We start from the raw sequence: 19,677 nt of genomic DNA on the forward strand, positions 1-19,677 counted from the left end.
TTGTCCGAGTCCAAGTTAGCGCACTAATAGTTAGTGCGTTAATCAATGTGCGCGACATCTCCCCGCGAGATCCCGGTGCGACGGCGGCTGCTCGATACCGTGAAATCCATGCACAACGACCCGGGTCCGCCACGCATCGAGGAATTGGACGCGGTGCGTGGGTTCGCACTGTGCGGAATCCTCGTGGTGAACATCTGGCAGCTCACCGGGATGGTCGTGACGGACGGGTCGGGCGTGGTGATCCCGCTTCGCCACGCGCTGTCGGTGGTGTTCGAGGGACGGTTCTTCCCGATCTTCTCGTTCCTGTTCGGGATCGGTTTCGCCCTGCTGATGGACACGGCGGCGGAGCGGAGCGAGCGGCCGCGGCTGGTCCTGATCCGCCGCCTGCTCGCGCTCGCGGTCATCGGCCTGGTGCACCAGCAGTTCCAACCGGGTGAGGCGCTGCTGCCGTACGCGCTGGCCGGGTTGCTGATCCTGGTGCCCGCGTCGGCGCTGCCGAACTGGATGGTGCTGCTGGCGGGCCTGGCCGGCACCTTCGGCGTCGCGCTGGCCCTCGGCGGCGGGCTGGCCCTGGTACCGGGGTTGTTCCTGCTCGGCTCGGCCACCGCGCGGGCCGGGATCGTGGACACCCTGGACGAGCGAGGGTGGCAGATCGGTGCGGTCTTCGCCCTTGCCCTGCCCGCCGCGATACTGGCGGGCAGGTGGGAGTACCGCACGCCCTATCTCGAGCTGTGGTCCACTCCCGCCATAGCTGTGGCGGGGCTGCTCGGCGCACTGGCGTATCTCACCGGCTTGCTGTTGCTGCTGCGGATCGAACCAGGCCAGGTGCTGGCGGAGGTGTTGCGCCCGCTGGGCCGCATGGCATTGACCAACTACGTCGGCGCCACCGCCCTGATCCTGCTCGCCGCATCGCGTCTGGACCTGTTCGGCTCCGACGACTACGCGACGGTGCTGGGGCTTGCGGTCGCGATCATCGTGGTGCAGGCCGCGTTCAGCGCCGTGTGGTTGCGGTTGTTCGCCTACGGTCCGCTGGAGTGGGTGTGGCGCTGCGTCACCTGGTGGACGGTGGTGCCGATCCGGCGGGCGCGGGTGCCGAGCCGTCCGTACTGAATTCAGCGCCCCGCGGCGGGATCACCGGTGTTCTCCAGCGCGGCCAGCGTCGCGGAAACCAAGGGCGCGGTGTCGAACTGGTCGGCGACCTCGGCCAGCCAGGCCAGCTCGGCGGCCAGCGTGGGCAGGCTCGGCTCGGCGAAGGATTCGTCGTCCCCGGCAGGCGGCAGGCCCAGCCGATATGCCCGCAGCGCGGCGGCGATGCGGGCGGCCTCGATCGCGGCGGCTCGGGTGCGCGTGGGGACGGCCAGTTCGGTCGCCAGGCGCTCGGCGATCGCGGTCGACTCGGCGGACAGGTGCGGTTGCAGGCGCAACAGCCAGTCCCGGATCTCGATCACCCTGCGATACACCCGGTCTCGGGCCGCCGCGCTCCGGTCCGGCGTGGGCGCCAGCTCCGGGTCCACCTCGCGCAGGGCCACCCACAGCGGGCGCAGCCGCGGCAGCGCCCGCAGCCGGGCGCTCGTGTGCAGCAACCACGGCGCCAGGGAGGGGCACAGGTAACCGACCAGCATGACGGTCGCGCCCAGGCTCGCGAACGCGGGCGCGACATCGGTGTTGAGGCGGCGCAGATCGATGTCGAACCACGCCGCGCCGATCGCGATCACCTTGCCCGCGCTGTAACCGAGCGCGACCGAGCTGCCTACCGCCAGCAACCGCAGACCACGCCGCAACCAGATCCGGTCGACCTCGCCGATCCACCTGCGGCACAGCACGATGATGCGGATCAGCGCCGCCGAGTACACCGTGAGGTAGACGCCGAGGAAGGCCACCGCGAGCGGGACCTTCGCGTAGTGGGCGTCGAAGTCGGTCGGATGACTCGCGTCGTGCACCGGGGCCGCGGTGAACAGCACGGCCAGCGCGGCGAGCACGAGCACCGGCAGCGTGAGGACGCCCCGCCCCGCCCCGGCCTCCGGCTCATGGGGCGCCACCATGAACCCGGTCCACACCACCTGTGCGAGCACGGCACTGGCGATGGACCCGTACACCACGAGCGAAGCCAGATTCGGAATCCCCGAGACGTCTCCGATCCAGGAATAGGTCTGCGGCACAGCGGCTTCGAATCCGATCCCCGCCGCGAGAATGGCGAACGCGACAGCCCAGCGCGCAGGACTACCCGGATTGCGCAAGGCGAGGACGACCCGCCATAGGAAGGCGGCGAAGGCGAAGGCGGCCACGCCACCGTAGACGAGTCCGAACCACATCCGCTCAGCCCTGCCCCGGCCCCAGTGCGTCCAGCAGGCGGCGTGCGGTGACCGGCGCGGAATCCGGCAGGACCCACTCCTCCCTGGCGGTCCACTGGGTGATGTGGTGCGCCATCAACATATTCGCGATGTGCTCCGCCTCGCGCTCCTGGGGCTGCGCGTAGCTGGTGCGCCCGAGCATCCGCCGCACGACCGCGGGGTCGATGTTCGGCGCGAGCAGGCGCACCGCTGCCACGCCGCGGACGTCGACGGTGCGGTGCCCGGCGAGCAGATGGCCGAGTTCGTGACAGACGATGTGGTCCTGGTGCACCTTCGAGGTGTTGCGCTGGTAGGCGATGAAGTCGATCGCGTCGGTGACCAGCAGGCCGCCGGTGAGCCCGGTGACCGGAAAGTTCTCCGGACGCAGGCGCAGCGGCCGGGCGCGGCGCTCGGCGATCGCCTCGGCGAGCTCGCCGACGGTGAACCGGCCGGGCAGTCCGAGGCCGCGCAGTTCGCGGCGCAGCCAGCGACGATCCAGCACCGGCTGGTCACCTCCGTCCTTGCTCCATGCCGCGATCCGCATCGCTCACTCGCGTTGTTCGTTCTCGATGCGCCGCAGGATATCCAGCATCGCCAGCACCGACTCCGCGCGGACCGTACCCTGTTGCAGCCCGTCGCGCAGCACCAGCTCGAGCACCTCGTGCTCGGCATTTCCCTTGAGCGCGTTGATCAATGCCAGCTCGCTGCCCCGCGCGGCCGCCAGCCGCGGATCGGTGAACGGGTCAAGGCTGTCGAGCCCGAAGTAGCCCCGGAACACCTCGAGCGTCTCATAGGACGGGTTCACCGCCTGTCCTGTGCGCAGCTTCCAAAGGTAGTTCGCGGACAGGCTCGCCCCGGTGGTTCGGTGGATGTCCTCGGCGAGCGCTCGATGGGTGATCTCCTGCGGCCGTCCGTCTTTGCTCGCGGGCGGGTGCATTCCGTTGATCAGTGTGTTGAGAGCCCGGGTGAACGGGTGCGATTCCTCCCCCATGGCCAGCGTGTCTCCTGTAGTTGACAGCGTGTGTGTCGTAGATCATACTCGTCCGTGCTCCGCTGGCGCATGCCGGTGTGGTCGCCCCGAAGGGGTGGGTGACCGCGAGAGGCCCGGCATCCGCGAGCGGGAGCAGGTGGGGCGATCATCGTCGCTCGCCCCATCTCATCGGAGTGCCACCGGCAGTGCCAGCGGACCGCGATGGCGAAAACCCGATCGCCAGAGTATTTCTCGCTCGTCCAGCGCGGGCACGGAATCCGGCCATCGGGTGAGCACGTGATCGACCGCCGCGGCGGTGACGGTGTGCACCAGCGCGTTGCCCAGGCAGGCGTGCATGCCGTAGCCGAGCCCGAGTTGGGCCCCGCGATCCCTGGTGAGATCCAATTTCCCGGGCTGGTCGAAGGTTTCCGGATCGTGGTTGGCCGAGGCGAGGCACAGCAGGACGGTCTGTCCCGCGCGAATCGTGGTGTCGCCGATGGTCAGGTCGGTCGTCGCGAAACGCGGTCCGGCCAGTACCTGCGGAGACAGGTACCGCAGCAGTTCGTCCACGGCGGACTGCTTGTCGGCCGTCGCGCGCCACACCCGCGCCAGGCCGCGATGACCGAGCAAGGTGAGCATCGAGCCTGCGATCAGGTCGGCGAGCACCTCGTACCAGACGAACAGCAGGTAGAACAGCAGTCCGGCCAGTTCGTCGGCGGTCGGCGAGCCGGAGTCCCGGTGCGCGGCGACCCACCGGCCGAGCGCCGTATCGGGCCGGGCGTGCGCGGTGGCCGCGGTGATGATCGCGTGCATGGCGGCCAGGGTGTCGCGGGCGCGGGGCGGCGACTCCGACGCGAGCAGTGTCGAATTCGCCCAGCCGAGCAGCTTTTTCCGAGACCGGTCCGTCGAGGCCGAGCAGTTCGCTCAGCACGGCTGCGGGAAGGGGCACCGCCAGCCGCTCGACCAGGTCGACCGTCGTGCCCGAATCATGCTCGCGCAGCAGTGAATCCACCAGCGCCGGAGCGAGTTCGGCCCACTCGGCCAGCCTGCGCGGCGACAACTCGGCGGTCACCAGACTGCGCAGCCGCGCGTGGTCGGCCGGAGCGGCGTTGAGCATCTCGTCCAGCGGTGGCGGAACGAGGAAGCCGCGATAGTCGTCCCCCTGCGCGTACCCGGCCCTGGTGGACAGCCGTGGATCCAGCAGTCCGGCCCGCACGTCGCGGTAGCGGGTCACCAGCCAAGCAGGCGGGCCGTCCGGCGTCCGGACGCGGTGTACGCCCCCTGCGCTGCGCAGCCGATCGAGTGTGGGCCACGGGTCTCGTGCGAATTCGGGGTCGAACACGTCGGTCACCCGGCCATCATCTCGCACGATGGCGTGCGCACGGATGGTGATGGTCACCGCGCGGATCGGCGATGCCGTCTCGCGCGGCGGGACGCTCCGATCAGGAGGCGGAAGCTCCGGTCTGCCTGATCGCGTCCAGGACCTCGCCGTAGGTCAGCGTCGTGGAGTTCACCAAGGCGCGCTCGGAGGGCACGTCGATGTCGACGGAGTCGATGCCGTTGACGCCGCGCAGCGCGGATTCGATCGCCGACGCGGACTCGCGGGTGACGTTGTGCAGCGTAACTGTGTAAGTCATGCATTTCGCATTGACCGATTCGCCCCGCTCAAACTTTCCTTTTCGCCGCGTTTGACCGCCCGGACCCCGGGAATAGCGGAGTTGTCATACGACTCGACCCCCCAGGGATTGCCATGATCATCATCATCGGGCTCGTCGCCTTGATCGCGGCCGTGATTATCGGAGTTGCGGCCGTGGTCGGCAACACCGGCCCCGCTCAGCAACTGACGAGCGATTTCGCGGTATTCGACTATCACTTCCACGGCTCCACCGGCGCGCTGTTCGGCTACGGCGTCGCGCTCGGGGCGATCGGGATGTTCGGACTGGCGCTCGTCCTATCGGGCGCTTGGCGGGTGACTCGCCGCGGCGTGGCCGCACGCCGGGAGCTCGCGCGGTCGCGTCGCGAGATGGCGGCGGTACGGCGTGATCTGGCGTCGGACAACTCCGCCCCCAAGGGCGTTGCCGGGGAGCCGGCCTGGCGGCGGTGGCTGCGCACACCCGGTTCGGGTGGCGCCCGAACCGATCGCGGCGCGACGGTCTCGACCTCGAAACCCGTGACCGCGAAATAGTTGAGAGAAAAGGAATACGACAATGATTGTTCTCGGCCTCATCCTCCTGGTTCTGGGCTGGCTGCTCGGAATTTCACTGCTCACCACCGCGGGCATCATCGTGCTGATCATCGGGCTCGTACTGCTGGTGGCCGGCTCGGTGGGCCGTCCGGTGGGCGGCCGCCGCTGGTATTACTAGAGGAATTCGGCATGAAGTTCGAAGATCGCCTCGCGCACCAAGTGCAAGCGACCAGGGGCAGCATGAAGAAATTCCTCGGCAAAGCGACCGGAAACTCCCGGCTGGAAACCGAGGGACGGCGTGACCAGGCTCGCGGCAACGTCAAGCGGGCCGCGGACAAACTGCGGGACGCGTTCAAGCGCTGACCGTACAACCGGCGACCAGGTGCCGGGCGGAGACCTCGGTCTCCGCCCGGCATCGGCGTGTGCAGGGAACGCGTCGCATCCCGGCGACGTCAGATTCCGGCGACGTCGGCGAGCTGCCCGATGCCGTAGGTGACGGCCATGGCCAGCGCACCGCCGAGCACCACCCGCAGCACCGCTCGGCCACGGGAGCTTCCGCCCAGCCGGGCGCTGACCGACCCGGTGAGCGCGAGCGCCGCCAGCACGGCCGCGAAGGTCACCGGAATGCGCGCGGTGACCGGCGGCGACAGGATCGCCAGCAACGGCAGCAGCGCGCCGAGCGTGAAGGCCACCGCCGAGGACAACGCCGCCTGCCAGGGATTGGTCAGCTCGGCGGGGTTCAGGCCGAGTTCGGCCTCCGCGTGCGCGGTGAACGCGTCGTGCGCGGTGAGTTCCTCGGCGACCTTGCGCGCCGTTTCCGGCGTCAACCCTTTCGCCCGGTAGATCGCCGCGAGTTCGGCCAGCTCGTAGTCCGGCTCGTCGCGCAACTCCCGGCGTTCTTTCGCCAGCAGGGCCCGCTCCGAATCGCGCTGGGTGCTGACCGACACGTATTCGCCCACCGCCATCGAGATCGCGCCCGCCGAAATACCCGCGATGCCCGCGGTGAACAATGCCGCGGTGTCGGTTGTCGCCGCCGCGACGCCGACGACCAGCCCCGCCGTGGACACGATGCCGTCGTTCGCGCCGAGCACGCCCGCGCGCAGCCAATTGAGCTTGGCGGCGAAACTGTCGCCGTGCGGTTCGTGCGGGTGCGCGCCGGAGGCACTGGTGGTGCGAGCCATGCACGCACCCTAATCACCACCGCGCGCGTGGCCGGGAACTAATCGCGGGGCTGGCGCGGAACCGCGAGGGGATGCGGAAGCATCGTGCGGTGGATGATCTGCAGGATCAGCAGGAACAGGATCGAGAGCGCGGCGGTGGTGTAGTCCCCGAGCAATACCGCCAGCACCGCGAAGGCGCCGAACACGGGGAACTCCAGCATCGCGCACCAGCGCAGGACGCGCAGCCGCCTGGCGTTGGCGGTCAGCCGTTGCACCCCGTCGTCGATGATGGTCAGCGCCGTCTCGTAGCGCACCATACCGTCGCCGACCTGGACGAACATGTGCACCGCTTGGTCGCGGCTGAGTTCGCCGAGCCAGGCCCGGTCGATCAGCCGCTTGCCCTCCTCGGCGACCTCCTTGATAACCGCGTCCATGCGGCCCCCTTCCCAGTCGATCCCGGAGAGTCTAGCGGCCGAATCGTCCCTTCCCAGTGGCGATTCAAGCGGGCGGGAAGACGTAGAGGCGCTCCGGCGTGATCCGCACGATCAGCCGTCGCGCCTCGGGTTCCGGTGGCGGCGTCGCGCCACCCATGTACTTGGCGTACATCGCGGCGTGCAGGGTCTTGTCCGGGTCGTCGGTGATCTCGACCCGGCCGCGCACCTCCACGTACCGGCCGTCGGCGCGGCTGAGCACCAGCAGGCTCACGCGGGGATCGCGCCGCATATTGCGGGTTTTCAGCCGTCCCTCGATCGTGCTGAACACCAGGGTGTCGCCGTCGTGGTCGACGAAGATCACCGAGGACTGCGGGCGGCCGTCCGCGTTCGCGGTGGCCAGGACGGCGGCGTGGGGGCCGTCGATCAGGGTGCGCACGGTGTCGTCGAGTGGCATGGGATTCTCCTCGGTCGATGCGGGAATCACGGTGATCCCCGTTGTGCGGACCTCCGTCGGCAGCCAGAGGAATCGGGGCCCGCGATTCTTTTTCGCGTCTCGCTCGGTCTCATCTGTGACGGCTCACGCTCCGTGAACCGGGAAAGGACCAGCGGATGACCTCGACCAGCGCACTGCCCGACGCCGAATTCACCCGCCGCACCCAGCCGTATCGCCGGGAACTGCTGGCGCACTGCTACCGCATGCTCGGCTCGATCCACGACGCCGAAGACCTGGTGCAGGAGACCTACCTGCGAGCTTGGCGGTCCTTCGACACCTTCGAGGGACGCTCCTCGATGCGGACCTGGCTGTACCGGATCGCGACGAACGTGTGCCTGACCGCGCTCGGGCACCACGGGCGGCGGGTGCTGCCGTCCGGTCTCGGCGCACCGGGCGCGGACCCGTCCGCGCCGCCGGTGGCGGTCGCCGCGGAGGTCCGGTGGCTCCAGCCGCTGCCGGACACCTTGGTGACGCCGGAGTCCGCGGACCCGGCCGGGGTGGCCGTGGCTCGCGACAGCCTGCGTCTGGCGCTCATCGCCTGCCTGCAACACCTCAACGGCAGGCAGCGTGCCGTGCTGCTGCTGCGCGACGTCCTCGGCATGCCCGCTGCCGAGGTCGCCGATCTGCTCGACACCAGCACCGCGGCGGTGAAGAGCACCTTGCAGCGCGCCAGGGCCCGGCTCGCCGAGGTCGCGACGGCTGCCGAGCAGGCGGTGCCGCCGAGCGATCCGGGACAACGCGCGCTGCTCGAGGAGTACCTGATCGCGTTCCGCCGTGCCGATCCCGCGGCACTGGAACGACTGCTGCACCGTGACGCCGTCCTGGAGATGCCACCGTCGGGCACCTGGTTCGCGGGCAAACGAACGTGCGTCGACTACCTGGCCCGGCAGGTCCTCGGCGCCCCGGGCGAGTGGCTGCTGTTCCCCGCCGCGGCCAACGGACAACTGGCCGCGGTGGCCTATCGCCAGGAAAACGGTTGCGGCTACCGGGCTTTCGGCGTCGCGGTGCTCACCACGACGAAGGACTCGATCATCCGCATCACCGCGTTCGGCGACCCGGGCCTGGTCCCGGCCTTCGGGTTCCCCCCGACCCTGGGGTGACGGCGGCGACCCGCTAACCCCGGTCGGCGCCGGGACGGTCGTCTCGGATACCGATCCACGCGTAGTCGCGCGCCCTGGTGATCGCGACGAGCTTCTGGCGGTCGGCGAGTTCGGCTCGCTCGCGGCTCGCGCCGGTGCGGGGCCGTGCGCCGCCCGACCAGCCCGGGTGGAAGACGGCGGCGAAGTCGAGGCCCTTGGCACGGTGGACCGTGCCGATCTTGACCGCGGCCCGCGGTGTCCCGTCGTACTCCTCGAGACGCAGCGTCGCGATGCCGACGGCGTCGAGCGCCCCGGCCAGCCGATCGGTCTCCTGGCGCGTCCTGGTCAGCACGGCGATGTCCGACAGCGGTTTCCCGCACTCGCGGATGCCGTGCACCAGCGCGGCCTCCAGGTACTGGTCGGGTCCACGCCAGACGTGCACCAGGCCGTCGGGCAGGGCGACGTCGGCGTCGCGCAACAGCACACCGGGCGCGTCGTCGAAATCGCCCAGCGCGTTCACCGCGTCGATGCCCGCCGCGTTCTCCCAGATCCGGCGGCGATTGCGGTAGTTCACCCGCAGGATCTCGCCGCGCCCCCGCAGGTTGATGCCGGCGTCGGCCATCCGCCAGCCGCCCGCGTACACCTGCTGCTGCCCGTCGCCGAGCAGCAGAAGCGGACTCGATCCGTTGCCCCCGGCGATGGCGTGGGCCAGCCGCAGCCCGGCCAGCGTCATGTCCTGCACCTCGTCGACGACGACCACGTCGTACGGTTCGCCCAGTGGTTCGTTGCGGATCTCGGCCAGCGCGACGGCGATCACGTCGCTGTAGTCGGAGATGCCGCGTCGGCGCATCTCGCTCACGTAGGGGATGTAGAGCTTGTGCCATACCTCGGCGCGCTGGTCGCCGTCGAGGCGGATGCCGTCGCGTCCGAAGCGCTCGGTGCGCTGGTAGACGTCGAGATCATCGATCTCCCGCCCCTTGATGACCCGGTCGATCTCCTCCCGCCAGTAGCTCTCGTGCGGCTCGATGTCCTCGAAGTCCGTTCGCGCGTTCGCCCAGACGCGGCCGAAGACCTGATCGGCGCCACGCGGATCGAGCCGGGGCACCGCGATGCGCTGACCGAGGAAATCCAGCGCCCAGGAATGCAGTCCGGCGAACTGCACCCGGCCCTCGGTCCCGGGCGCGAGCCGTCGGAAGTAGGTCTCTTGGCAGTTCGCGAGGGTCTTGACGAACGTCGTGTACAGCTGACGCCCGGTGGATCGCTTGGCCTGCCTGGCCATCCGGTGCAGGGCCACGACCGTCTTGCCGGTGCCGGCAGGCCCGGCCAGCCGGGCCGGGCCGGTGTAGGTGCGGGTGACCAGGATTTCCTGTTCGGGATCCAGGAAGGTCATCCAGTGCTGGAACGGCATCCGCAGCGCCGTGTCCCGCTGCGGAGCGAGCACGTCCGCCCGCTCCAGCAGGGCGGGATCCGGTGGAGCGTCCTCTTCGACGTCCAGCAGGTCGTAGTCACGCGCGGACTGGTGCGCGATCGTGTTCGCGATCGCCTGTACCCGGCTCGGGCGCAGCAGGCGCTCGCGGTCGCGGATCACTCGATCGAGCTCGCCGGGTCCGGCGACGGCGAAGCGACCGTCCTCGCGCAGGTCCGCTCCGGCGGGGACGAGCAGGACGATCTGCACGTCGTGGGCGACCACCTTCTCCCGCCCGAACTGCAACTTGCCGAATCTCGTTTCCACGTCGCGACGCATGCCGTCGAGTTCGGCGGGCACGTCATCGGCGAAGCGCAACGCGAAAAGCCCGGTGCCGCAGACCAGCAGCGCGTGCGCGTGGTCGGCGGGCGCGCGGCCCGCATCCCGGTGCACGAGCAGGTACCGCCCCGGTCGCGCGAGCGCGTCGGCGAGGAATGCCCCCTGGTGCGACGTGAAGCCGGGGATACGGGCCAGCGTGTCCGCGACCCGGCCGAGCCAGATGTCGGTGCTCATGGGTCCCCCTTCCGGTGCACACCTACCCCGTCTTCGACGGTAAAGACCTGGCGTCGAGGAGGGAATGGGCCGAACGCTTTCGCCTGGAACCGTTACCGAAACGGGCGATTCGGACACCGGACCGTTGCCGACTCGTCACCCGAAAGTGTTGTGCGACTATGTTCTTCCGTGCGAACCGGCGCGCCGCAGTGCGGTAGGCGTTGTGCCCCACCACCTTCGGGCGCAGCGGGTGAACGTCGCCTGCTCCGCCAGCCCGATCAGCGAGGCGACCTGACTCATCGGCATATCCGTCGTGGTCAGATACCGGCGCGCCGCGTCGCGGCGGACCTCGTCCAGGATCGCGGCGAACGAGGTGCGCTCGGCCGCGAGGCGTCGTTGCAGCGTGCGCGGGTGCACGGTGAGCAGCCGTGCCACAGCGCCGATCTCGGGCGCGGACGTGCCGAGCAGCTGCCGGACGGCGGCACGCACCTTGGGGGCGATCGCCGCGTCCGCGCCACCGGACTGTTCGGCGAGGAATGCCATGGCCAGCCGGTGCAGGTTCTCGTCGCCGCCGGTCAGCGGCCTGCTCGCCAGGCTGCCCGGCACCCGCAGCGCCGCGAACGGCCGCTCGACGCGCACCGGGGCGCCGAAGAACTCCTCGTAGTCGGCGATCGGGGCCGCAGGCCGGTAGGGCAGCTCGACCGAGCGCAAGCCGTAGCGGTCGTCCACCAGACGCTGGATGGTCCGATGCACGAACGCCAGCCCCAGATCGGTGCCCTGCACGGGCGTGGCAAGGCCCGCCTGCACCCCGTACCGCAGCGCGATCACGCCGCGATCGCCGTACGGGTCCGGCTCCAGCGTCAGGCTGAGCGACCGCGCGTGCAGGAACAGATACCGCGCCGAGCATTCGAGCACGTCGGCCAGGGAGGGCGAATTCCGGATGGCCAGCGCCAGCGGGCCGAGCATGTCCAGGTCCTGCCGCAGAGAGATGCGCAGGCCCAGATCGGGGCAGCGCAGCTGATGCGCGGCCAGTTCCAGCACGCCCGCCACCCGATCGTCGGGCACGAGCAGGTCGTCGGCGTCCAGGGCGGCCACCGGCAGGCCGCACGCCGTGGCCAGCGCCTCGGCGTCCCCGCCCAGCTCGGCCACGGTGGCGCGGAACCCGCGCAGTCCCGCGGACCGGATCACCGACATGTCGTCGAGAATCAAATACTTGTCGCGCAAAGTCAAGGAAGCCATCCGCCCGGCTCGCACACTGGAGACATGACCGAGACCGCCGTTGCACCGGAACACCTCGATGTCGTGATCGTCGGCGCCGGACTGTCCGGCATCGGCGCGGCCTACCGGCTGCAGACCGAGTGCCGTGCCAAGACCTATGCCGTCCTGGAGGCCCGCGACGCGTTGGGCGGCACCTGGGATCTGTTCCGCTACCCGGGCATTCGCTCGGACTCCGACATGTTCACCCTCGGCTACCCGTTCAAGCCGTGGCGCGACGCCGAGTCGATCGCGGACGGGCCGTCGATCCTGCGCTACATCACCGAGACCGCGACCGAGCACGGCATCGACCGGCACATCCGCTACCGCACCAAGGTGGTCGCCGCCGACTGGGACAGCGGCGCCGCACGCTGGACCTTGACGCTCGAGCAGCGCGACGCGGCGGGCGGCGTCCAGACGCGCACGCTCACCTGCGGCTTCCTCTACGCCTGCGCCGGGTACTACGACTACGAGCAGCCGTACACGCCGGAGTTCCCCGGCATCTCATCCTTCACCGGCGAAGTGGTGCACCCGCAATTCTGGCCCGAGGACTTCAACTATCGCGACAAGCGCGTCGTCGTGATCGGCAGCGGCGCCACCGCCGTCACGCTGGTTCCGGCCATGGCGCGGCAGGCGCGATCGGTGACGATGCTGCAGCGCACCCCGACCTGGATCAGCGCCGTCCCCGGCCGGGACAAATTGGCCGACAGAATCCGGGAACTGCTGCCGCCGCGGCTGGCGCACCGGGTGATCCGCACCAAGAACATCCTGTTCGGCATCGGCTTCTACCAGTACTGCCGACGGCGTCCGGAAGCGGCGCGCAAGCTGCTCACCGGCCTGACCACGCGCATCCTGAAGGACGACAAGATCGTCGCGGAGCACTTCACGCCCAGCTACAACCCGTGGGACCAGCGGCTGTGCGCGGTCCCGGACGCGGACTTCTTCAAGGCGATGAAGAAGGGCAAGGCCGAGGTCGTCACCGACCACATCGACACCTTCGTTCCGGAGGGCATCCGGCTGCGGTCGGGCCGCGTGCTGGAGGCGGACATCGTGATCACCGCGACCGGGTTGAAGCTGCTGGCCTTCGGCGGTATCACGCCCAGCGTCGACGGCGCGCGGGTCGAGTTGTCCGAGCAATTCGTCTGGCAGGGGACCATGATCACCGGCGTGCCCAACTTCGCCGTGTGCATCGGGTACACCAACGCGTCCTGGACATTGCGCGCCGACCTCACCTCCCGGCTGATCTGCAAGGTGCTCAACCACATGGACCGCAAGGGCTACGCCGCCGTGGTGCCGCGGCCGCAGGGCGAGCTCGCCGAGCGTCCGCTGCTGGATCTGGCCTCCGGGTACATCCAGCGCTCCATCGGCGACTTCCCGCGGCAGGGCGATCGTCATCCGTGGAAGGTGCGCCAGAACTACCTGCTCGACTCGGCGACGACGCTGCGCACGGATTTGGACAAGACGCTCACCGCGACGCCGAAATCGGCGGTGCGACAGCCTCTCCCTGTCACCTAGCGCGGCGGGTGGCCCCGGCGCGAGCTACTGCGCGCGCAGGACGACGATGCCCGGCGTGGACCGGACGTACTCGATGAAGGGCGAGTCCACCACCTTATTGGTGCCCGCGAGCGAGGACGCGTTGCGGAAGACCGGGCCCGCGGGGGTCATGACGAAGATGCCGACGTGGGTGACGTCCAGGCCAGGCTGGTCGGCGTAGGCGCCGATGTAGTCGCCGGTGCGCAGCCTGCTCACCACGTCCTGGTCGACAGCGGCGCTGGGCACATAGGTGATGGCGCGATCCACCACGGGCAATCCGGGCAGATGGTTACCGCCGTCGGCTTTCGCGTTCAGGTGCTTGCCGACCGTCACCGCCGCGGGGCTGGAGGTGGCCGTGATGTCGGTGGCCGCGACCGGGGAGGTGTGGGACCAATCGCTGAAGAAATGTTTGCGCTGGCGGAAATCGACTCGACCACCGGCATAGCGAGTTTCGATCAGGTTCCTCGTGAACTGGTCCCGATCGGTGGATCTGGTGAGCGCCTCGACATAGTCGAGATAGGTGAAGCAGTCCACCCGGCGGAAGTCGACGACCAGCTGTTCGGGCTCGGTCGCCGACCCGACGAGCATGTTCGCGCCGTACGGCGTACCGAGGAACGGCCGCGACAGCAGCTCGATCAACTCCCCCTTGCTCGCCGAGGCGGGCGCCTGAGCGCGCAACGACAGCAATTCGTCGAGCTTGCGCGCGGTGGCGTCGTCGAGCCGCGCGGCTTGCGGCGCGCCGAGCGCCGCGGGCGGGATCGACGCGGCGCAGACGAAGGCCGCCAGGACGAGCAGTACGCGAACGATGGTGCGCAAGACGCCTCCAGCAGGGGGTGATCGGTACACGACAGCGACACCCACGGTAGCGGGCGGCGGGCAGCCGCGGCCCACGATGACCTAGCGCCGTCCAAACACCTTGCCTGATGGACTGAACGCCGGGTCACGTCGCCGTGGCCCGGACGTCCAACCGAAAGGGATATCCGACATGACGAGAATCGTTCGAGTCACCGTCGCGCTCGGCGGTCTGATCGCCGCGGGTGCGCTGCTCGTTCCGGCGACCGCCTCCGCGCAGCCGGGTCCGGGCGGGTTGCTCGAGACGACGTGCAGCTTCGCGCAGATCGATGCCGCCGTCCACGCTCAGTTCCCGGAGCTCGCCGCCAAGCTCGACGCCCACCCCGAACACAAGGCCAGGCTCGCGGAATTCCTCGCCCTGCCGGTCGACCAGCGCAAGCAGCGCGCCAAGGAGTTCCTGGACAAGCACCCGGAGGCGAGGGGCAAATTCGAGGAGCGGCGCGATTCGCCGCAGGCGCAGGAGCGCCGCGAGAAACTGCGCGTTCTCGCCGACACCTGCCACAACTACTGAGCACGGTGCGGGCGAGGTGTCGGACTCGCCCGCACCGCACCAGGTGGCCCGCTACCTCCCGGCCTGGGGGAGATCGACGGTAACCGCGAGCCCGCCGTCCGGGCGCGCCGCCGCGCGGACCGCGCCGCCGTGGGCCTGAGCTACCGAGCGCACGATCGACAAACCGAGTCCCGCCCCGCGGCCTGCGGAGTCGGCCAGACGCTGGGAGGAAGCCAGTCTGCGAAATGGTTCGAAGAGACCGTCGACTTCGAACGCCGGAACCGGTGGGCCGCTGTTCTCCACCGTGAGCAGGGCGCGCCCGCCGATGGTCCTGGACCGGATCGTCACCCATCCGTCCTCGGGCAGGTTGTAGCGCACCGCATTGTCGAGCAGATTGTGGACGAGGCGTTCCAGGAGCAGCCGATCCCCGACGACCGCTGCGGTTTCGAGGTCCGCGGTGATCCGCGCGCCCGGCCGGTCGGCGGGAGTCCCGAGCGCGTGGGCCGCGATGTCGGCGAGGTCGGTGCGGTGGTGTTCGGTCAGCCGCTGTTCGCTGGTGGCCAGCACCAAGAGGCCGTCGATCAGCCGTTCGTGGCGAAGGTTGACCTCGAGCAGCGTCGCGCCGAGCCTGCGGGTGGACTCCGGCACGTCCGGGTCTTCCAGCGCCACTTCGATCAACGTTCGATTGATCGTGAGCGGGGTGCGCAACTCGTGCGAAGCGTTGGCGACGAACCGGCGCTGGCCGTCGAACGCCCGGTCCAGGCGTTCCAGCATCGCGTCGAAAGTATCGGCCAGATCTTTGATCTCGTCCTGCGGACCGTCGAGGGCGATGCGCTCGTGCAGGCTGGTATCGGCCACCCGTCGTGCGGTCGCGGTGATCCGTTGCAGGGGATGCAGCGCCCGTCCGGCCATCAACCAGCCGAACCCGCCCGCGGCGATGCCGACGGCACCGAGGGATACCAGCGACCACATCAGCATGGCGCGCAAGGTGTCGCGCCGATTCCGCTGGGCTTGCTCGGTCAGCGCCTTGTACAACTCGGTGGAGACCGGAGTTCGGTTCCGTTCCGCACGGTCGATGAGATATTCACGCACCACTTGCTGCGCGCCGACACCGGGCCGTCGCTCCAAGAACTGGTTCAGATAGAAGTACATCAAGGTGATCAGCACCGCGCCGGCCAGGAAGAACGCCGTCGCGTACAGCAGCGTGAGCCGCAGCCGGATCGTGCGCCCGCTCATCGGATCCGGTATCCGACGCCGGGCTCGGTCTCGATCACCGGCGGATCGCCCAGCTTCCGCCGCACGTTCATGATCGTGTACCGCACCACGCCGGTGAACGGGTCGATGTGTTCGTCCCATGCCTTCTCCAGCAGGTGCTCGGCCGAGACCACGCCGCCGTCCGCCCGCAGCAGTTCGGCGAGCACCGCGAACTCCTTGCGCGACAGCGGCACCGGGTGGCCGTCTCTGGTCACGGCGAAACGGTGCGGGTCCAGCCGGATGCCGGACCGTTCCAGCACCGGGGGAGCGGCGCTGCGCGCGCGGCGCCCGAGTGCCTGGATCCGGGCGACCAGCTCGGCGAACGCGAACGGTTTCGTCAGATAGTCGTCCGCGCCCAGCCCCAGACCCGCCACCCGCTCGGCCACGGCGCTCGCGGCCGTCAGCATCAAGATCCGAGCGGCGCCATCGGACCGGACCAGTGTGGCGCACACCGCGTCGCCGGGGACGCCCGGCAGATCTCGGTCGAGCACCACCACGTCGTAATCGTTGACGCCTGCGCGCTCCAGCGCCGCGCCGCCGTCGTACACCACGTCGACCGCCATGGCGTGCCGCCGCAACCCGTCGGCGATCGCGTCGGCCAGCAACTTCTCGTCCTCGACAACAAGCACCCGCACCCCGCCATCGTGCCCTTTTCCGCTGTTGGGCGGCTGTTAGTTCAGCTGTTCCGGCGGGTCTGGGTAGGCTCGCGCACGACCCGGCCTACCCGACTCCCAGGAGAGACACCCATGGCAGGCGACTGGAACGCCCAGATCATCGAAGAATTCCGCGCCAACGAAGGCAAGGTCGGCGGACCCTTCGCAGGCCGCGAACTGCTGCTGCTCACCACCATCGGCGCCAAATCCGGTCTGCCGCGCACCAATCCGCTCGCCTTCATCCGCGACGGCGGGGACATCGTGGTGGTCGCCTCGAAAGCGGGCGCTCCCACCCACCCCGACTGGTTCCACAACGTGCGCGTCAATCCCACGGTCACCCTCGAGATCGGCACCGAAACGCTGCACGCGACGGCCACCCCCGTCACCGAGGGCCCGGAACGCGATCGCCTCTACGCCGCGATGGTCGAGGTCATGCCCGGCTTCGCCGAGTACCAGGAGAAGACCGACCGGGTGATCCCGGTGGTCAAGCTGACGCCGAGCTGAACCCGGGGGCGAACGTCGTTCCCCGTCTGTCGCGCGGAAGCGGCGCGCACGGATCGCGGCCGTCGACGTCGACGACTCGGCGTTCTCGCGTTTCGGCTCCGCGAGGATGCACCGGCCCGCATTCGCCGGTCGATCAGGCCGCGCCCACCGAGGACAGCAGCATGGGGAGGGCGGCACGCATCTGGATCTTCCAGGCGTCCCAGTTGTGGCCCTGGTCGGGGACGTACCGTTCGTCCACCCGCGCCCCGAGCTGTTGCAGACGGTCCACGAAGCGGAAGTTCTGTTCGTAGGCGGCGGACTCCACGGGATCGCCCTTGCCGTAGGAGACGAACAGCGGGATGCCGGTGAGGTCGGCGGCCCGGCTGTAGGGGTTGTTGGCGACCCAGATATCGCGGCGGACGGCATAGTCCCCCCAGACCCGCTTCCAGTCGGCGGCGCAGCCCCGGCCGGGCTTGTCGGGTTCGCCGGGGGCGCCGGAGTCGTGCAGCGGGTCGACGTTGCCGCTGAAGGAAGCGGCCGAGTTGAACAAACCCTGATGCGCCGCGGCGAATTTCATGGCGCCGAGGCCGCCCATCGAGTTACCGGCGACGGCGCGGGTCGTATTGGCGCGGTAGCCCGATTCCAGCAGGGTGCGCACGTCGTCGAGGAGGTAGGTCTCCCAGGCAGGCGGGCCGCCGCGATCGTCGTTGTACCAATTGGAATAGGCGCTGCACCAGCTGGTTTCGGGCAGGACGAAGATCGCCTCCTTGCCCGCGGTGAGCGCCTCGAGATCGCCTTTGTCGGTCCAGGACTTGTGGTCGTCGAAGCCGCCGTGCAGCACCCACACGGTGGGCCAGGTGCGGGCGGCGTCCTTGGACCAACCCGGCGGGAGCAGCAGCCGGACCACCTTGACCGACCAATCCGGGCCTTCGAGGTGGGGCGAGGAGAGCCCGATGTCGAGGATCCGGTCGCTGACCCGGGTCTCCCAGCGCACCGTGGGCGCGGCTTGGGCGGGCTGCACGGACAGGAAGGGCACGGTAAGGCCCGCGATGACGGTGGCGATGGCGAGGGCAATCCGGCTCAGGCGACGCAACGATCGAACCTTTCGCTCTGCGGTTCTGTCGAAATATTCACTCCCGCAGGTGAATCTAGAGCATGGAGCTGTCTGTGAATAGCGTTGTTCGCAAATAAATCCGGCGCACGCCGCGAATGTCGCGCCGATCCGTCGCTGTGCCGCGAGCGCCGGGCACGACGTGGTGTCCCGGCTCGGCGGCGGTGCGCCGCGTCGGCAGCGCGAGCAGCATGGCCGAACCTCGGGCCGCGCCGAGTGAATCAGCCTGCGGTGATCCCGGTGATCAGCGTTTGGTCCGTACCGGTCCGGGTCGTGATGAACTGCGTGAAGGTGTTCGGCTCCTCGTCGGGAAACTGCTGCGTCAACCGGACTTCCCACCGCGCTTGGCCGTCGGGCCCGTCACCGGCACGGGAGATCTGGACGCAGTACCTGGTGCCCACCGGCACCTGGTTGATACCGCGCTGGATCTGATCGGCGGGCGACACCGCGGCATCCGGGGCGACCACCGCGCGGGCACGGTACCCCGACCGTTCGGCGTAATAGGCGTACTCGAAAGCGAAGATGGCGTCGGGGCCGCTGCCGGTGCCACCCGGATCGGTGCCGGAAATGACTTCGGCCGTGCGTTTCTGCTCACACCCCGGCGTCGCGATGGCCCACGGTGGCTTGACCCGGGACGTGGACGTCGACGTGGGCGCGGCGGGTCCGGCCGCGCGTGCGGGGGAGGTGGCGGCCGTTTTCCGCGAATTCGCACCGGAACCGTAGATCATGGCCAGGCCGATCGAGACGGTGGCGACCACGATGGCGAGCACGATCAACACGGTCAGGGAGCGGTTGCCACGCTGTTGATCCGTGCGCCGGGGATGGCGCACCGGCGTGCCGGGATGGCGGCCGGATCGGTTGACTATGGCGGGCGCTTCGGCCCGGCCGTCCTCGGCCTTGGGCGGTTCCGGGGCGGCGGGCGCACTGCGCTGCTGCGCGGCCTGCGGGCGCGGCGCTCGCTCCGCCGGGGGCGCGGGATCGAGCCATTGTTCCCACTCGCCGAACTGCGGCCGGGTACTCGGCCGCTCCTGCTGGCGCGGCGGCGCGGCGGCCTCGTACTCCGGCTCGCGGCGGCGAACCTGCTTGCGGCGGCCGGGCGAACGACGTCGCTTGGACGGCTTGCCCGCGGGAATGCGCAGCATCGGCAGGCCCGTGTCGAACGGATTGCTCTGGCTCGCGCCCTGACTGGGATTTTCCCGGTCAGGGGGTGTCATCGTCGAATTCGCCCAACACCGGTACGACCGCTGTCACAGCGGACGGGATGGTCACGCCGAGCTGTCCGTCGCGCGGCTTGTGCTCGTGGTCGTTGCCGCCGGGCGGCGGAGCGGGCGGCAGCACCATGCCGCCACTGTGTCCCGGCTGGCCGGGGTGGTCGGGGCGGCTCGCGGGCGCCGGTGGCGTGGGGTCGGCGGCGAACGGCGCGGTGCCGGGGGCGGGCC

General features: G+C 69.6%; 25 protein-coding genes and 1 pseudogene. 9 read left to right on the forward strand and 17 right to left on the reverse strand.

Annotation, left to right across the window (positions count from 1 at the left end):
• Positions 1-108: 108 nt before the first annotated feature.
• The gene (locus HOV91_RS26725) at positions 109-1,110 is read left to right on the forward strand and encodes a DUF418 domain-containing protein (RefSeq protein WP_174188119.1); all 1,002 of its coding nucleotides are present in this window, start codon (positions 109-111) and stop codon (positions 1,108-1,110) included.
• Positions 1,111-1,112: 2 nt separating this feature from the next.
• On the opposite strand, the gene HOV91_RS26730 is transcribed toward HOV91_RS26725, so the two are convergent.
• From HOV91_RS26730 to HOV91_RS26745, 4 genes are all read right to left on the reverse strand, one after another.
• Positions 1,113-2,312 carry an MAB_1171c family putative transporter gene (locus HOV91_RS26730; RefSeq protein ID WP_174188120.1) on the reverse strand — a complete coding sequence of 400 codons (1,200 nt, stop codon included), beginning with the start codon at positions 2,310-2,312 and terminating at the stop codon, positions 1,113-1,115.
• Between the two features lie 4 nt (positions 2,313-2,316).
• Positions 2,317-2,874 carry an ImmA/IrrE family metallo-endopeptidase gene (locus tag HOV91_RS26735; protein ID WP_174188121.1) on the reverse strand — a complete coding sequence of 186 codons (558 nt, stop codon included), beginning with the start codon at positions 2,872-2,874 and terminating at the stop codon, positions 2,317-2,319.
• Between the two features lie 3 nt (positions 2,875-2,877).
• A complete protein-coding gene (locus HOV91_RS26740) occupies positions 2,878-3,321 on the reverse strand; it encodes a hypothetical protein (RefSeq protein ID WP_174188122.1) in 444 nt (147 codons plus the stop codon).
• 165 nt (positions 3,322-3,486) lie between these two features.
• Positions 3,487-4,113: a cytochrome P450 gene (locus HOV91_RS26745; RefSeq protein WP_174188123.1), complete on the reverse strand. Its 627-nt coding sequence runs from the start codon at positions 4,111-4,113 to the stop codon at positions 3,487-3,489.
• On the opposite strand from HOV91_RS26745, the gene HOV91_RS26750 reads away from it, so the two are divergent.
• Positions 4,112-4,306 (forward strand): hypothetical protein, encoded by a 195-nt coding sequence (locus tag HOV91_RS26750; RefSeq protein WP_174188124.1) that lies wholly within the window; start codon positions 4,112-4,114, stop codon positions 4,304-4,306. The genes HOV91_RS26745 and HOV91_RS26750 overlap by 2 nt on opposite strands.
• 436 nt (positions 4,307-4,742) lie before the next feature.
• On the opposite strand, the gene HOV91_RS26755 is transcribed toward HOV91_RS26750, so the two are convergent.
• Positions 4,743-4,937, reverse strand: a complete 195-nt coding sequence (locus tag HOV91_RS26755) for a heavy-metal-associated domain-containing protein (RefSeq protein WP_043720958.1) — start codon at positions 4,935-4,937, stop codon at positions 4,743-4,745.
• A gap of 113 nt (positions 4,938-5,050) precedes the next feature.
• Between HOV91_RS26755 and HOV91_RS26760 the strand changes: the two genes are divergently transcribed.
• The 3 genes from HOV91_RS26760 to HOV91_RS26770 are packed head-to-tail and all read left to right on the forward strand — an operon-like array spanning position 5,051 to position 5,848.
• Positions 5,051-5,485, forward strand: a complete 435-nt coding sequence (locus HOV91_RS26760; protein ID WP_174188125.1) for a hypothetical protein — start codon at positions 5,051-5,053, stop codon at positions 5,483-5,485.
• 22 nt (positions 5,486-5,507) lie between these two features.
• Positions 5,508-5,663 (forward strand): DUF6131 family protein, encoded by a 156-nt coding sequence (locus HOV91_RS26765; protein ID WP_174188126.1) that lies wholly within the window; start codon positions 5,508-5,510, stop codon positions 5,661-5,663.
• 11 nt (positions 5,664-5,674) lie between these two features.
• Complete coding sequence (locus HOV91_RS26770) at positions 5,675-5,848, forward strand: CsbD family protein (RefSeq protein WP_174188127.1); 174 nt, start codon at positions 5,675-5,677, stop codon at positions 5,846-5,848.
• 89 nt (positions 5,849-5,937) lie between these two features.
• On the opposite strand, the gene HOV91_RS26775 is transcribed toward HOV91_RS26770, so the two are convergent.
• From HOV91_RS26775 to HOV91_RS26785, 3 genes are all read right to left on the reverse strand, one after another.
• A complete protein-coding gene (locus tag HOV91_RS26775; RefSeq protein WP_174188128.1) occupies positions 5,938-6,666 on the reverse strand; it encodes a VIT1/CCC1 transporter family protein in 729 nt (242 codons plus the stop codon).
• Positions 6,667-6,704: 38 nt separating this feature from the next.
• Positions 6,705-7,079, reverse strand: coding sequence for a hypothetical protein (locus tag HOV91_RS26780; protein ID WP_174188129.1), 375 nt, complete (start codon positions 7,077-7,079; stop codon positions 6,705-6,707).
• A 64-nt stretch (positions 7,080-7,143) separates the two neighbouring features.
• A complete protein-coding gene (locus tag HOV91_RS26785) occupies positions 7,144-7,533 on the reverse strand; it encodes a PPOX class F420-dependent oxidoreductase (RefSeq protein WP_174188130.1) in 390 nt (129 codons plus the stop codon).
• Positions 7,534-7,688: 155 nt separating this feature from the next.
• Between HOV91_RS26785 and HOV91_RS26790 the strand changes: the two genes are divergently transcribed.
• Positions 7,689-8,672 (forward strand): sigma-70 family RNA polymerase sigma factor, encoded by a 984-nt coding sequence (locus tag HOV91_RS26790; protein WP_174188131.1) that lies wholly within the window; start codon positions 7,689-7,691, stop codon positions 8,670-8,672.
• Between the two features lie 13 nt (positions 8,673-8,685).
• Here the strand turns inward: HOV91_RS26790 and HOV91_RS26795 are convergent, their stop codons facing one another.
• Together HOV91_RS26795 and HOV91_RS26800 are read right to left on the reverse strand one after the other, a co-directional pair.
• The gene (locus HOV91_RS26795; RefSeq protein ID WP_174188132.1) at positions 8,686-10,629 is read right to left on the reverse strand and encodes a UvrD-helicase domain-containing protein; all 1,944 of its coding nucleotides are present in this window, start codon (positions 10,627-10,629) and stop codon (positions 8,686-8,688) included.
• 156 nt (positions 10,630-10,785) lie between these two features.
• Entirely contained in the window at positions 10,786-11,847 is a 1,062-nt protein-coding gene (locus HOV91_RS26800; protein WP_246350912.1) for an AraC family transcriptional regulator, read from the reverse strand.
• 24 nt (positions 11,848-11,871) lie between these two features.
• On the opposite strand from HOV91_RS26800, the gene HOV91_RS26805 reads away from it, so the two are divergent.
• The gene (locus HOV91_RS26805) at positions 11,872-13,377 is read left to right on the forward strand and encodes a flavin-containing monooxygenase (protein WP_174188133.1); all 1,506 of its coding nucleotides are present in this window, start codon (positions 11,872-11,874) and stop codon (positions 13,375-13,377) included.
• A 24-nt stretch (positions 13,378-13,401) separates the two neighbouring features.
• Here the strand turns inward: HOV91_RS26805 and HOV91_RS26810 are convergent, their stop codons facing one another.
• Positions 13,402-14,211 carry a DUF1460 domain-containing protein gene (locus HOV91_RS26810; protein WP_174188134.1) on the reverse strand — a complete coding sequence of 270 codons (810 nt, stop codon included), beginning with the start codon at positions 14,209-14,211 and terminating at the stop codon, positions 13,402-13,404.
• Positions 14,212-14,380: 169 nt separating this feature from the next.
• Here HOV91_RS26810 and HOV91_RS26815 point away from each other — a divergent pair, with 169 nt between their 5' ends.
• Positions 14,381-14,758: a hemophore-related protein gene (locus HOV91_RS26815; RefSeq protein ID WP_174188135.1), complete on the forward strand. Its 378-nt coding sequence runs from the start codon at positions 14,381-14,383 to the stop codon at positions 14,756-14,758.
• Positions 14,759-14,809: 51 nt separating this feature from the next.
• Here the strand turns inward: HOV91_RS26815 and HOV91_RS26820 are convergent, their stop codons facing one another.
• Both HOV91_RS26820 and HOV91_RS26825 read right to left on the reverse strand, forming a co-directional pair.
• Positions 14,810-15,973 carry a sensor histidine kinase gene (locus tag HOV91_RS26820; protein ID WP_174188136.1) on the reverse strand — a complete coding sequence of 388 codons (1,164 nt, stop codon included), beginning with the start codon at positions 15,971-15,973 and terminating at the stop codon, positions 14,810-14,812.
• The gene (locus HOV91_RS26825; protein ID WP_174188137.1) at positions 15,970-16,626 is read right to left on the reverse strand and encodes a response regulator transcription factor; all 657 of its coding nucleotides are present in this window, start codon (positions 16,624-16,626) and stop codon (positions 15,970-15,972) included. Before HOV91_RS26825 ends, HOV91_RS26820 begins: the two co-directional genes overlap by 4 nt.
• A 111-nt stretch (positions 16,627-16,737) precedes the next feature.
• On the opposite strand from HOV91_RS26825, the gene HOV91_RS26830 reads away from it, so the two are divergent.
• On the forward strand, positions 16,738-17,148 hold the full coding sequence (locus HOV91_RS26830) for a nitroreductase family deazaflavin-dependent oxidoreductase (RefSeq protein ID WP_174188138.1): 411 nt from the start codon (positions 16,738-16,740) through the stop codon (positions 17,146-17,148).
• A gap of 133 nt (positions 17,149-17,281) precedes the next feature.
• Here the strand turns inward: HOV91_RS26830 and HOV91_RS26835 are convergent, their stop codons facing one another.
• From HOV91_RS26835 to HOV91_RS26850, 4 genes and pseudogenes are all read right to left on the reverse strand, one after another.
• The gene (locus HOV91_RS26835; RefSeq protein WP_174188139.1) at positions 17,282-18,220 is read right to left on the reverse strand and encodes an alpha/beta hydrolase; all 939 of its coding nucleotides are present in this window, start codon (positions 18,218-18,220) and stop codon (positions 17,282-17,284) included.
• A gap of 55 nt (positions 18,221-18,275) precedes the next feature.
• A complete protein-coding gene (locus HOV91_RS26840) occupies positions 18,276-18,431 on the reverse strand; it encodes a hypothetical protein (protein WP_174188140.1) in 156 nt (51 codons plus the stop codon).
• Positions 18,432-18,459: 28 nt separating this feature from the next.
• On the reverse strand, positions 18,460-19,452 hold the full coding sequence (locus tag HOV91_RS26845) for a DUF8176 domain-containing protein (RefSeq protein ID WP_174188141.1): 993 nt from the start codon (positions 19,450-19,452) through the stop codon (positions 18,460-18,462).
• Positions 19,439-19,677: pseudogene (locus HOV91_RS26850) on the reverse strand (hypothetical protein); the annotation flags it as partial. The gene HOV91_RS26845 and the pseudogene HOV91_RS26850, both read right to left, overlap by 14 nt.

This window comes from Nocardia barduliensis, assembly GCF_013315795.1.
Lineage (GTDB): Bacteria > Actinomycetota > Actinomycetes > Mycobacteriales > Mycobacteriaceae > Nocardia > Nocardia barduliensis.

Bases quoted from the DNA above. Each gene is read 5' to 3' on its own strand.
- HOV91_RS26745 (WP_174188123.1), bottom strand. From the start codon at position 4,113: ATGCACGCGATCATCACCGCGGCCACCGCGCACGCCCGGCCCGATACG.
- HOV91_RS26780 (WP_174188129.1), bottom strand. From the start codon at position 7,079: ATGGACGCGGTTATCAAGGAGGTCGCCGAGGAGGGCAAGCGGCTGATC.
- HOV91_RS26800 (WP_246350912.1), bottom strand. From the start codon at position 11,847: ATGGCTTCCTTGACTTTGCGCGACAAGTATTTGATTCTCGACGACATG.
- HOV91_RS26750 (WP_174188124.1), top strand. From the start codon at position 4,112: ATGGCGGCCAGGGTGTCGCGGGCGCGGGGCGGCGACTCCGACGCGAGC.
- HOV91_RS26820 (WP_174188136.1), bottom strand. From the start codon at position 15,973: ATGAGCGGGCGCACGATCCGGCTGCGGCTCACGCTGCTGTACGCGACG.
- HOV91_RS26840 (WP_174188140.1), bottom strand. From the start codon at position 18,431: ATGCTGCTCGCGCTGCCGACGCGGCGCACCGCCGCCGAGCCGGGACAC.
- HOV91_RS26765 (WP_174188126.1), top strand. From the start codon at position 5,508: ATGATTGTTCTCGGCCTCATCCTCCTGGTTCTGGGCTGGCTGCTCGGA.
- HOV91_RS26730 (WP_174188120.1), bottom strand. From the start codon at position 2,312: ATGTGGTTCGGACTCGTCTACGGTGGCGTGGCCGCCTTCGCCTTCGCC.
- HOV91_RS26755 (WP_043720958.1), bottom strand. From the start codon at position 4,937: ATGACTTACACAGTTACGCTGCACAACGTCACCCGCGAGTCCGCGTCG.
- HOV91_RS26830 (WP_174188138.1), top strand. From the start codon at position 16,738: ATGGCAGGCGACTGGAACGCCCAGATCATCGAAGAATTCCGCGCCAAC.
- HOV91_RS26815 (WP_174188135.1), top strand. From the start codon at position 14,381: ATGACGAGAATCGTTCGAGTCACCGTCGCGCTCGGCGGTCTGATCGCC.
- HOV91_RS26790 (WP_174188131.1), top strand. From the start codon at position 7,689: ATGACCTCGACCAGCGCACTGCCCGACGCCGAATTCACCCGCCGCACC.
- HOV91_RS26760 (WP_174188125.1), top strand. From the start codon at position 5,051: ATGATCATCATCATCGGGCTCGTCGCCTTGATCGCGGCCGTGATTATC.
- HOV91_RS26785 (WP_174188130.1), bottom strand. From the start codon at position 7,533: ATGCCACTCGACGACACCGTGCGCACCCTGATCGACGGCCCCCACGCC.
- HOV91_RS26845 (WP_174188141.1), bottom strand. From the start codon at position 19,452: ATGACACCCCCTGACCGGGAAAATCCCAGTCAGGGCGCGAGCCAGAGC.
- HOV91_RS26805 (WP_174188133.1), top strand. From the start codon at position 11,872: ATGACCGAGACCGCCGTTGCACCGGAACACCTCGATGTCGTGATCGTC.
- HOV91_RS26735 (WP_174188121.1), bottom strand. From the start codon at position 2,874: ATGCGGATCGCGGCATGGAGCAAGGACGGAGGTGACCAGCCGGTGCTG.
- HOV91_RS26725 (WP_174188119.1), top strand. From the start codon at position 109: ATGCACAACGACCCGGGTCCGCCACGCATCGAGGAATTGGACGCGGTG.
- HOV91_RS26775 (WP_174188128.1), bottom strand. From the start codon at position 6,666: ATGGCTCGCACCACCAGTGCCTCCGGCGCGCACCCGCACGAACCGCAC.
- HOV91_RS26795 (WP_174188132.1), bottom strand. From the start codon at position 10,629: ATGAGCACCGACATCTGGCTCGGCCGGGTCGCGGACACGCTGGCCCGT.
- HOV91_RS26770 (WP_174188127.1), top strand. From the start codon at position 5,675: ATGAAGTTCGAAGATCGCCTCGCGCACCAAGTGCAAGCGACCAGGGGC.
- HOV91_RS26740 (WP_174188122.1), bottom strand. From the start codon at position 3,321: ATGGGGGAGGAATCGCACCCGTTCACCCGGGCTCTCAACACACTGATC.